The 12,014-nt window shown below is 46.2% G+C and carries 10 protein-coding genes and 1 riboswitch; of the genes, 1 reads left to right on the top strand and 9 read right to left on the bottom strand.

The window, feature by feature from the left end:
• The 3 genes from AB3112_RS04260 to AB3112_RS04270 form a co-directional block, all read right to left on the bottom strand.
• Positions 1-1,465 (bottom strand): MFS transporter (locus tag AB3112_RS04260; protein ID WP_367334004.1); only part of this gene is annotated, 1,465 nt, incomplete at its 3' end.
• 269 nt (positions 1,466-1,734) lie between these two features.
• Entirely contained in the window at positions 1,735-3,960 is a 2,226-nt protein-coding gene (locus tag AB3112_RS04265; protein WP_367334005.1) for an alpha-galactosidase, read from the bottom strand.
• 33 nt (positions 3,961-3,993) lie between these two features.
• Positions 3,994-5,961: a glycoside-pentoside-hexuronide (GPH):cation symporter gene (locus AB3112_RS04270; RefSeq protein WP_367334006.1), complete on the bottom strand. Its 1,968-nt coding sequence runs from the start codon at positions 5,959-5,961 to the stop codon at positions 3,994-3,996.
• Positions 5,962-6,125: 164 nt separating this feature from the next.
• Between AB3112_RS04270 and AB3112_RS04275 the strand changes: the two genes are divergently transcribed.
• Entirely contained in the window at positions 6,126-7,139 is a 1,014-nt protein-coding gene (locus AB3112_RS04275) for a LacI family DNA-binding transcriptional regulator (RefSeq protein WP_084973425.1), read from the top strand.
• Here the strand turns inward: AB3112_RS04275 and thiW are convergent, their stop codons facing one another.
• From thiW to AB3112_RS04305, 6 genes are all read right to left on the bottom strand, one after another.
• The gene (gene thiW / locus AB3112_RS04280; protein WP_057910799.1) at positions 7,140-7,658 is read right to left on the bottom strand and encodes an energy coupling factor transporter S component ThiW; all 519 of its coding nucleotides are present in this window, start codon (positions 7,656-7,658) and stop codon (positions 7,140-7,142) included.
• 40 nt (positions 7,659-7,698) lie between these two features.
• Positions 7,699-7,801: riboswitch (TPP riboswitch) on the bottom strand.
• A 65-nt stretch (positions 7,802-7,866) separates the two neighbouring features.
• A complete protein-coding gene (gene aroE, locus AB3112_RS04285; protein WP_367334007.1) occupies positions 7,867-8,739 on the bottom strand; it encodes a shikimate dehydrogenase in 873 nt (290 codons plus the stop codon).
• A gap of 14 nt (positions 8,740-8,753) precedes the next feature.
• Complete coding sequence (locus AB3112_RS04290) at positions 8,754-9,260, bottom strand: shikimate kinase (protein WP_367334008.1); 507 nt, start codon at positions 9,258-9,260, stop codon at positions 8,754-8,756.
• An 11-nt stretch (positions 9,261-9,271) separates the two neighbouring features.
• Positions 9,272-10,123, bottom strand: a complete 852-nt coding sequence (locus AB3112_RS04295; RefSeq protein WP_057910802.1) for a prephenate dehydrogenase/arogenate dehydrogenase family protein — start codon at positions 10,121-10,123, stop codon at positions 9,272-9,274.
• A gap of 12 nt (positions 10,124-10,135) precedes the next feature.
• Complete coding sequence (gene aroA / locus AB3112_RS04300; protein WP_367334009.1) at positions 10,136-11,446, bottom strand: 3-phosphoshikimate 1-carboxyvinyltransferase; 1,311 nt, start codon at positions 11,444-11,446, stop codon at positions 10,136-10,138.
• 9 nt (positions 11,447-11,455) lie between these two features.
• The coding region (locus AB3112_RS04305; protein ID WP_367334010.1) for a chorismate synthase at positions 11,456-12,014 on the bottom strand (559 nt) is incomplete at its 5' end.

Consider the following 12,014-nt stretch of genomic DNA (forward strand, 5'->3'; position numbering starts at 1 on the left):
AAAACTTATCATGTTCCAACTTCTGCGCCCAAATGTTAATCAGCAAGGAAATCATCATCAAGATCAACGACAGCCACATAATGTTATGAAGCCCGTTAAACAATATTACCCGCATTTGCGGTAACAAGTGGTGTGGCAATGCGCCACTGCTGGATGCGTCACTTAACTCGTTCATCATCTTCATCGTGATTGAACCGCCGGACTTACTAACCCCATCACGTAACGCATTGTTCATGATGATACCGAAGATCGAAGCCGTAAACGCCTGGCTTAACATCCGTATCAAAAAACTAAACGACGTTGCGATTGGGATATCAGTTGGATCGGCATCTTGTTGAACCTTAACCTGCAGCTCATTGAAGCACGCCCCATTACCAAAACCTTCAAAAGCCCCGGCAATCAGCAAGACCCAATAGGGTGTCTGCACGCCGGAAATCACCATGATGATAAACGAAATCATCAGCATGATAATTCCCATGGCAATCACCCGCTGTGGCGACAAGAAGTTTCGAATTGGGGCGACGATTTCTGATCCCAGAAAATCCGTAAAGGCGCCAGGAATCTGAGTGGCCCCACCAATTAAGGCCGAGGTTGCCAATAACCCCTGGGCCCACATTGGACTATAAATCAGAAAAGCGATAAACGCTCCCCAAATCAGCGTAAACAGGACAAAATCAATCATCAATGGCAAGTTCTTAAATAAGCGGCTTGGAATAATCGGGTCATCAACCTGCTCTTCGAGTACCGCCATGACAACTAATACCACAATCGCAAATCCAATCACTGCCAGAACAAGCAAAAGGTTGGCATTTCCAATCATTTCAATTCCGGCAAGCAGGCTGACTAATCCGACGGTCATCATGATCGCGCCTCGATAATCAACCGCTCGTGTTTGCCGAGTTTCATGATTGACTTTGTAATAAATTTGAACCAGGATAATTGAAATCAGGCCAATTGGGACGTTTAAGTAAAAGACCCAGTGCCAACTAAATGTGTCGACGATATATCCGCCAACCAATGGACCAATGATCGTTGCCATACTGTAACTGGCAGAGACAAAGCCAAGGACCTGCATTCGTTTGCGCGGATTTTGATACATTTTGGCATAGATAATGTAGGGTAGCGAAACGGTTCCGCCATTCCCAATTCCCATCAACGTTCTGGCGAGAATTAAAAAAACAATGTTGGGCGCCATCCCCTGTAAAAATGACCCAATGACAAATAGTGTTGCGGCCAACTGATAGCTGCGTTTATTGCCAATGTGCTCACCTAATTTACTCCATAAAGGTGTACTAACCGCAGTCCCAAGCAAAAAGACGGCGACAATCCACCCCATTAATTCAATTCCGTGGAGATCGGATATAATAGCTGGTAATGCAGTATTGATGGTTGTGTTATCCAGCCCACTCATTGCGTTTGATAGCAACAGCGCACAGGTCACAATCAGGATATCGCGTTTAGACAAGGTATTCTCCTCTTTCTTAATAAAAGTCACTCATTCTATAGTACAACTTTTATGGCTGAACAAGAAAGGAAGAATTGAAATCACTTTGAATTAAGTGATGAAACATTTAGGAATGTTATTCATTGCCATCCCCTTAATTTCAATAGCAAAGCCAATCTTACGCATCCATTTTTGACTTCAGATCGGTCGTGTAATAGACAAAAAATACCCCGACAAGTAGAGATGACCTTTACTTGCCAGGGTATTATTTTACTCTGAACGAATTTAATTTACTTCACGGCATCAATCACAAACAACTTCGAATTAAAGTCAGCTGACTGATCCGTTCCGTGGGTTTCATGCAGAATATCACTCACGAAGAGTCCGGCGTTCATCAGCTCATCGCCGTAAAATTGTTCATTGCCGCCATTAACCGTGTACTTGGTGTCAGGATCAAGCCCTGCTAGATACAGGCGGATGTAACCGGTATTTGGTCGATTCAAAATCTGGTAACGAGCAGCAATCGCATGCTGTTTATCATCACTCACGACTTCCCAGCTCATCACGTTGCCGCCGTTGGCAAATGGATTATCGATTCGATAGAACTTACCGAACTGGAAGAGTTGTCGGTGTTCCTTGTAAAACGCGGTCTGTTCTTTAATCTGTTGCTGTTCTTCGGGCGACATCTTGGTAATATCCAACTCGTAACCAAAATCACCAAAGTAGGCAACGGACGCACGGGTTTTCAACGATGTGATCCGGCCAACCTGATCATTAGGGACTGCCGAAACATGAGCCCCCATCATCATTTGTGGGTAACCGTATGAGGTGCCAAACTGAATCAACATCCGCTCCACGGCATCGGTATCATCACTGGTCCAGGCTTGTGGGGCATAATACATCATCCCCAAGTCAAACCGACCACCGCCTGATGAGCAGGATTCAAACAACACATCCGGGTAAGCTTTTACCAAGCGCTCATAAAGTTGGTAAACACCCAGAATGTATCGGTGCGGCATTTCCAGCTGATCAGCAGCACTCAAGTGAGGACTATACGTCTCAGTAATATTGCGGTTCATATCCCACTTGATATAATCCAGCTTGGTTAAATCAATGATCTTGCTCATTGCATCAAAGAGGTAGTCCACCACTTCCGGTCGGGTCATATCAAGAACAAACTGTTGCCGTTCCGGCGATGCGTGCCGGCCGGGTGCGTTGATCAACCAATCCGGATGCTCTTTGTACAATTCACTGTCAATTGAAATCATTTCCGGTTCAAACCACAAGCCGAACTTCAATCCCAAGTCGTGGATTTTTTGGGTAAAGGTGCCAAAGCCACTCGGAAATTTTGGTTCATTCACAAACCAATCCCCTAATGAACTGTCATCGTTGTTTCTGTGACCAAACCAGCCGTCATCCAGGACAAACATTTCCAGTCCCAACTTCTTGGCCGTGGTCGCAAAGCTCAGTAACTTATCTTCATCAAAGTCCATGAAAGTAGCTTCCCAATTGTTAATGAGCGTTGGTCGTTGCTCATGGGCAAAGCGCTGATTAACCAAATGATTCTGATAGAACGCGCCCATTTGCTGGCTTAGTTGGTTCATTCCGGCATCTGTGTAACTCAAGACCGCTTCAGGCGTCTGGAATTTGTCACCAGGCTTGAGATTCCAAGCAAACTCTTCCGGGTTAATTCCCACCAGTACGCGGCTGGCGTCATATTGGTCAACTTGGACCTGATCGGAAAAGTTGCCGGAATAAACCAGATTGAAACCAAAGACCGAACCGCTAGCATCATCAGTGTTGGGCCGAGCCAACATCACAAATGGATTTTGTTGATGACTGGACGTCCCACGAAGACTGCCGATGCTTTGAACACCTGATCGAAGATGCGTTCTGATCATGTGTCGTTCACGCGACCAGGCGCCCGAGAACTGGATGAAATCATAGTCGGCATCCGGTAAATCAAGTTGGGCACTGGCAGCTGAATTCAAAGTTAATTTTTCGTTTCCCTGGTTTTGGAACTCCGCACTGCGGATAATGACATCTTGATGAGGAAAAATCGTGTAGTTCAGGTGCATCACAAGCCCCAGCAATTGATCTCTCAACGCAATGGTTAACGTCTGGGCATCATCATGATTGTCGTCAAACGTGGACGGAAGCCCCGCCAAACGCTTCTTGCCGTCAACCAATTCGTAACTTTCATACTTGAATTCAGTAATTCGGCTGCCATTTTCTTGGGTAACTTGATAAGCCGGGTAACGGAAGTCCCCTTTCCCCAAGCTGGCATATTCCTGCTTGAGTACTTGCGGTTGAACATCCTTATGATCAAGGCGCCAAACTGTGGCAGCATTATGCCACTCTTTTGTCGTCAAGTTATCATAGGAAGGCTTCGAGTGAACCCGTTTGCCATAATAAATCTGGCCAAGTTCCCCATTTTCCATTACGTGAAAGATATAACTGGTGTGGTCCGTCTGTAAATGAAACAGAAGATTCTGATCCTCAATTCTAATTGCCACGTTTATCAATCCCTTTTCAGTGTTTGTTAAGCGTTATTTTTGATCGTTATCGTCTGAAGCTTCCGGTGTCGATAATGTGAGCAAATCGTCACCATGAGTAATATCACCGGATTCAACGACGTAATTAAAGTCTTTGATGTCCTTGTAATTATTAATCACAACCATCACAGTATCATCGTAACCAGCCTTCTTAATTGCCGGATCCCAGAATTCAATCAATTCTTGGCCTTGCGCAACGTGTTGGCCCTTTTGAACATACTGAACAAATCCGGTCCCACGCATTTCAACCGTGCCAATTCCGATATGAATCAAAGTTAGGATGCCATTATCCGAACGCAAGCCAATCGCGTGTCGGGTTGGGAAGGTTGCTTCAACCGTTCCGTCAAATGGCGCGTAAACTTTGCCATCCGTTGGTTTAATGGCAAGTCCTTTACCCATCGTACCGGAGGCAAAGTTCTTGTCAGAAACTTCTGATAATTTGAGCATAGAACCACTGATTGGTGCCTTGTAAGTTGTTTCTTTAGCAACTTCTTTGGCAATATCAGCCATTGATTCCTCACCATTCGTTTCCAAATGCTCATTCCAAGTCTTCTCAAGTTCATCAACAATCTTGGCGTGTTCTTTTTCATCCAAAGTAACTTTCTTGAAGAAGATGAACGTTCCACTCAAAATCAGAATCGCTGGAACGCCGAACATAAACATCTTGAAGATAATTTGACCCCGAGTGGTAATATCACTTGCAGTCGCACCGGCGGTCATGCCAGCCATAACAGCGGCAATTCCGACAACCCAGTTGGAAAGCGCACCACCTAATTTATCAAGCAGCGGCCGAACAGCCAGGGTTAAGGATTCATCACGGTGCCCAAATTTCAACTGACCGTATTCAACGGAATCACTTAAAATCATCAAAACAACCAAGAAGATAAGTGGTTGTGGAATGTAGAAGAGAATTGCGGCGAGCAGAACTAGTGGTAATGATGTTCCCGCAAAGGTGAATAAGATAATCGCAACTACCATGATACTAATTGATAGGAAGAAAACGTTACGACGACTGTATTTTTGAGCCAATGGTGGGAATAGCAATACTGAAATAACACCAATCACCATGTTCAATGATGCCAATACAGAGAATTCGCCAGGCTTTCCAATGATGTACGTGAAGTAGTAAAGTTCCAAAGAGTTGGTAATGGCAATGCCTGAAGTGTACAGGCCATATGTCAGCGATAACCACATTAACTGGTCATTTCGTGCCAAAACCTTGAACACGTCACGCATCCGAGTCTTTTCAGTATTCTTACGAAGCAATGAATCATTTTCTTTAGTTCCCATGGCAACAACAACGGCTGATAACCATGAAATCAATCCGATGATGGCACCAAATGCAAACCAGCCTCGCAAATCACCTTGACCATGGTTGGCGTTGATTGAGAAAAAGACAACCAAAGGCATCACGATCACACCCACGATGTTGGCACCAATGTTTGACCCAACACGGGCATAGGTTGCCGTCTTTTCACGTTCAGCTGAATCAAACGAAATTGCTGGAATCATTGACCAGAAACCAACATCTTTAAATGAATAGAAGATATCCATGGTGATGTACAAAACAGCAAAGATCAAGAGATAAAGCAATGGGTTTGATTGGTTCAAGCCACCCATGTTGGTGAATAAAATAGCTAATGTAATCGAACCGATCGTCCCACCAGCGAGGATCCAAGGTTTAAAATGGCCCCACTTGGTTTCGGTGTTATCGATCGTATTTCCAATAAATGGATCAATTGCCAATTCAACAAATCGCAAGAGCGAAATAATCGTTGTAATCCAGAAAATCATTTTATCGTTTTGTCCACCCGCGCTCTTGTCGAACAAGTGAGAGGTAACAAACATGATAAAGTATGTTGACAACGTCGCATAGAACATGTCATGACCGAACGCACCAAATGAGTACGACAGTCGTGAAGTTAGCCTGCGACCAGTTGTAACAGTGTTGTTACTTGCCATAAATTTCTGCCTCCAAAAATAAATTTTAAAAAATAATTGCTATCTAGAATGTAAACGTTTACAGTTAAATTGTCAATTAATTTTATTAAAACTGTGGAAATATTTATTAAAACATTTAATCGCATTTAAGTGTCTTAACTTTTGTAATTGAGGAGTGAATGAACATGGCTACAATCAAGGACATTTCTAAGCTGGCGCATGTCTCGCCGGGAACGGTATCGCGTGCGCTCAGCCCCGAAAAAAGTGAGTATGTTGCCAAGCAAACGCGCGATAAGGTCCGCCAAGTCGCAGACAAATTGGGCTACAAATATTCGCTGGAACCCAAGCAATCTAAAAATCAGCTTAATTTTGTGTTGATGACGACTTTAAGCTTGGAAGAAGAAACGCGCGACGAATATTGGCGCTTTGTTCGCCGCGGCGTTTACGAAGCGGCAAATTCCCGCCACATTAACATCGCCCGTGTGATCCGACCAGATAAAAGTATTGATCCACACCGATTTGCAGGGTACGATGCGGTCATTATTGTCGGCACAATTTCAAAAGCCGCCATTAAAACCATTAAAGCGGTTAACCCCAATTTGGTCGTTGTCGACGGCGGCAGTTATGACCATGACCAAGTCGATATTGTCGATACCAATTTGGCTGAATTAACAACCCGAGCACTTGACGAAATGGGCCGGATCAGCAAATCCATCGCCTTTATTGGCGGCAACCGACATGAGGTTGACATAGACGGCAAATCCGGCGTCACTGTCGAAGATGCCAGAACCGGTGCTTATAAAAAATGGTGTCAGGATAACAACCGAACCCCCATCATCAAGCTGACTAATTGGACTACGAAGCAATCCATGGATGCAACAGACACGCTATTAAATCAATACGGGCACAAAATCGATGGTCTGATAGTGGCGTCGGACCCGCTATCAATCGGCGTCATGAAAGGGCTGGCCAAACACAATGTGGTTCCAGGCAAGGATCTCAAGCTCATTAGTTACGACGATTTGGAGTTTGCGTCCTATCTGACACCGTCATTGACGAGTATTTGGCTGCCGAAAGTCGAATTAGGTTATGCGGCCGTCCTGCATGCCGAAACACTTGTCAATTTCCCACGAAATTGGCATACCCGAAATATCATTCCCGGAAAATTCCACTACCGGGAAACCTTCCAAAAGCCCTGATTACTTCTTGCCGATTCCGAGCTTATCCTGTTGTGGCACGATAATCCGTTTCCAAATTGCCTTTAAAATGATGTATCCAAAAATCACGCCAACCAGTGCACTTAAGAAGAAGCTGGGAATAAACAGGTATACAGCACCGGTTGTGCCCATCAGCCACTGCGCAATCGGATAGGCGACAATCGCCCCTAAAATGCCCGTTCCAATTAATTCTCCCAGGGCCGCTACAATCAGCTTTTGCGTTTTCTGGAACAGCCAGCCGACGCAAAAGGCCCCAATCATACTGCCGGGAAAGGCCAAGACTGTCCCGGTTCCCAATAAATTTCGAATCAGCGACGTTATGAATGCTTGGGTGACCGCCCACCACGGCCCCACCAGCACGCCCGACACCAAGTTAATCAAATGCTGCATCGGGGCCACTTTGGCAACTCCGACCGTAAATTCAAACATACTGCCGCCAACGACGCCAATCGCCGACAAAATTGCAGTTAAGACCATCTTATAGGTCGTATGGTTGCGCATATAAAAACCTCCCTTTGTTTGATAACAAAAGGAGGCCTTTTTCGCTTTAAAAACATCTTTCCTACGCTGGCGCTAACCAGATCAGGTTCGAAGGGTCCGTGAACGAATTCCGTCTCAGCCAAATGGCTCCCCTAATGTTATCTTAGTATTCAATTAAGTTCATAGTCCATTATAACGGATAAACAACGAGTTGTCGGCGAACACAGTTTTAAGATTTGACACGTTTCCTGACAGCCTGGTTGACCGCCGTAATCACTTGGTCGATCGGCATCTGCTGACCCGTCCATTCCAAAAACGATCCCGCAGCTTGATTAACCAGCATCCCAATCCCATTGTATGTATGGCTCCCCTGTTTTGCGGCCGCTTTAAGAAACGGCGTCTCTAATGGAAAGTAGATAACGTCCACGACCACGTGCTGAGGGCCAAACTGTTGCATCACTTCATCTGTCACTGGACTGGCCTGGTCACCGGCCATCCCGATGTTGGTCGCATTGACAACAATTTGACTGGCCGCAATTGCCCGTTGCATGTTGACAACGTCCTCATATGGAAGCACCGAAACGACATCCGACCAATTCTCCAGCTGTGCTTTAAGTGTGGCAAAGGTCGCATTGTGGCGTTTAAAGACATAGATCTTTTTGACGCCGGCATCGATCGCCGCTGAGATAATCGCCCGGCCGGCACCGCCAGCTCCTAAAACGGTCATTGTTTTATCTTCAAGTCTCACGTTTTCTTGTTTTAGTGCATCAACGAATCCTTGGCCATCAGTGCTGTCACCCACTAAGTGACCGTTGCGATTGACAACCGTATTAACCGCGTGCAGGCGTTCGGCTCTGGGCGTGATTTCGTCTAAGAAAGCAATGACATCGGTTTTGAGTGGCATCGAAAGATTAAAGCCGCCAATATCCATAACGCGCATCGCATCCAATGCAGCCGGAAGGCCATCAGAAGTCACATCAAACGCCAGATAGGCACCGTTAATCCCGGATACTTTAAAGCTGGTATTATGAATTAGCGGCGACAAGCTGTGGGCTGCCGGATGTGCCAAAAAGCCAAATAATTTTGTGTGTCCATCAATCATCTGATTACCTCCACCTATAGTTGAATGAATAAATGTGTCCGAATTGCCTCAACCACTTCCAATGGAGACAGATTATCGGTTGCGACTCGGAAGTCACTCACCTGTTCATATTTACGGTCACGTTGCCCTTTTAAATCAACCAAGCCGTCCAGTCCCAACTGTCTGGCAAGTGGCCGGTCCGTGTCATCTTTGAGACGATTAAAAATGGTTGCCGGCAAAACATCAAGCAACACGACTGGAACGTCGCTTTGTTTGAGCATCTCAAAATTATTGGGTTGAATTGGTGTGCCACCGCCAGTCCCAAGAATGCCGTCATCATCCATTGCGGCTTCCAGCGCCTGGTGCTCTAATTGACGAAAGACAGCTTCTCCATCTTCGGCAAAAATCTGTTTGATTGACTTGCCTGCATTTGCGACCACGATATCATCCAGATCATGGTAAGGAACCCCAATTTTGGCGGCCAACAAATGACCAACCGTCGTCTTGCCGCTGCCCATAAATCCAACTAATATTGCTCTCATAAGCCCACTCCCTATTCGTCTAATGATTTGCGAATCTTCTGTGCCTTGGTAAACGTAGCAATAATTTTCTCTTCATTTCGGCTTGAAATCGCCTGCTGAAATTCAGTCAATTCTCGCTTAAAATCGGCAATTTCTGAACTAATTTCCTCAGAATTGCTCATCATAATGGCCGTCCACATTTTCGGATCCGATGCCGCGATTCTGGTGGTACTTTTAAAACCACCGGCGGCTGCGGTCAAGCCAACCGGATCATTACCAACGCTATCGGCGACGGTGTTGACCAAAGTCGCCGCAATGACATGCGGTACGTGACTCAGTTCGCTAACCAGTTTGTCATGGGTTTGCGCGTCAATCATCGTCCAATCAACATTGCCAGCTTTCATTAGTTTCTGAAATTCGGAAAGTTGCTGCTTGGTTTGTGAACCGGTTACCAGAAAGTATTTAGAACCGGAGAACAACTGTGTTGTCCCGTTTTGAGCGCCGACCAAATGCGATCCAGCCATCGGGTGACCACCTAAAAATCCAATTCCTTGTCTGCGTAAATTTTCGGCCGCTTGCATCACTTCAACCTTGGTACTGCCGACGTCAGTCACTAACAGGTTTGACTTTAATGAAAGATGCGCCAGTGTTTCAATTTGCGCGATAATCACCGACACCGGTCCGGCTAACACAATGACGTCTGCTTTTGGTGCTGCTTGAGAAAAGGGTTCGTGCTTGTTGATAATTTGCCGGCTAAGCAAAAACGCCGCCGCATCATCATCCGGATCAGCCCCAATAATCTCAACGTCCGTTTGACTTTCTCGCATAATTCGCGCGATTGAACTGCCGATTAGCCCCAAGCCGCTGATTAAAACCATTGTCATTGTGTTGACCTCCTATATTAGTGTCGCTAAATCATCAAAGAACTGCGGGTACGAAATGTTAATACTGTCAGCGCCCTTGAGGGTCAATGGTTCCTTGACGAGCAGTGCCGCAACTGCCAAAACCATGCCAATTCGATGATCACCATGACTATCCAAATGCGAATCAGTGACGTGCCAAGGCTGACTGCCGTCGATGATAAAACCGTCCGGCAAATCTTTAATCGCAATTCCCAACTTGGTAAATTCATCGACAATTGCCGCGATTCGATCCGTTTCCTTCACTCGGAGCTCACCTGCGCCGGTGACTTTGCTAACGCCATTTGCCTTTGCTGCTAATAAGGCCACCAATGGCAATTCATCAATGACTGCCGGAATTTCATCGGCGCCAATTTCAACCGGCTTTAAGTCCGCAGATTCAACCGTCAGATCCGCAGTCGGCTCGCCTGAGTGATTCTCGTGGCTCAGCGTGATCTGTCCGCCCATCCGCTTTAAAATGTCGTATAGCCCCGTTCTGGTCTTATTCATCCCCACATTCGTGAGTTTCACTTTCGAATGAGGCACCAGGCTGGCCGCCGTGATAAAAAATGCGGCTGAAGACATGTCGCCTGGAACGTTAAGGGTCAGACCAGTCATCGTTGGGTTCGGATGAACCGTAATCGTAACGTCGTCGGCTTCAGTTTCAACCTTGGCACCAAATGCCTTTAACATGATCTCAGTGTGATTTCGAGTTGGCTGCTTTTCAACAATTGTTGACGTCCCGTCGGCTTGCAACGCCGCTAAAATCAGTGCGCTTTTGACTTGAGCACTGGCAACTTTGAGGTGATAATCCACCGCATGTAAGGATTTCCCGTTAATCATCGCTGGTAGATGGCCATCGGTCACCCGAATGTCGGCTCCCATTTCGCCTAAGGGATCACTGACCCGTTTCATTGGCCGTTTAGATAACGATGCATCCCCAACTAATTTTGTTTGAAACTTTTGCCCAGCCAGTAACCCCATTATCAACCGGGTTGTTGTGCCGGAATTTCCCATATCCAACGCATCGGCCGGCTGCTTCAGTCCATGAAGGCCGACGCCTTTAATTGTGACGGTTTCGCCGTCGCGCTCAATTGGAACGCCTAACTGTTGAAATGCTTTTAAAGTTGATAAACAATCTTCAGCTGTCAAGAAATGACGCAGGATTGTGGTCCCCTGGCTGATTGCACCGAACATAATGCCCCGATGAGAAATACTTTTATCACCCGGAACTGCCAGTTCGCCGTGCAGTCCTCCCTGGAGGTTTCCTTGAAGTGCTTGATTAGTTTGACTTTTAATATTGACCATTGGAACCTCCTAGAATTGTTTGATTTCTTCGCGGTATGCCGTCAGTTGCTCCTGCAATCGCTGCACGTTATCCGCATCAAATTTATCCGTCAGTGCTTTGGCAAGTTCAATGGCGACCACACTTTCGATCACGATTGAAGCCGGCACAATTGCCGTGGTGTCGGAACGCTCGACACTGGCTTTTTTGACTTCCTTCGTTTGAATATCAACGCTTTGAAGGGGTTTATATAGCGTCGGAATTGGTTTCATCGCTGCTTTGACAATAATTGGCATGCCATTGGTCATTCCGCCTTCAAATCCGCCTAAGTGATCGGTGTTTCTGTAGAAACCATCTTCTTGATCCCAATCAATTTCGTCCATGACTTGGCTGCCAAAGCTGGTCGCCGCTTTGAAGCCATCGCCAATTTCAACCCCCTTCATCGCATTAACGCCCATCACTGCAGCAGCCAGCTTGCCGTCCAACTTGGTATCCCAGCTGATATAACTACCGAGTCCGGCTGGAACATGAGTGGCCACCACGCGGATAATGCCGCCCAGTGTATCCCCATCTTTTTTTGTCTGGTCAATC

The sequence above is a fragment of the Lentilactobacillus sp. genome (genome assembly GCF_040773105.1).
Taxonomy (GTDB): Bacteria; Bacillota; Bacilli; order Lactobacillales; family Lactobacillaceae; genus Lentilactobacillus; species Lentilactobacillus parabuchneri.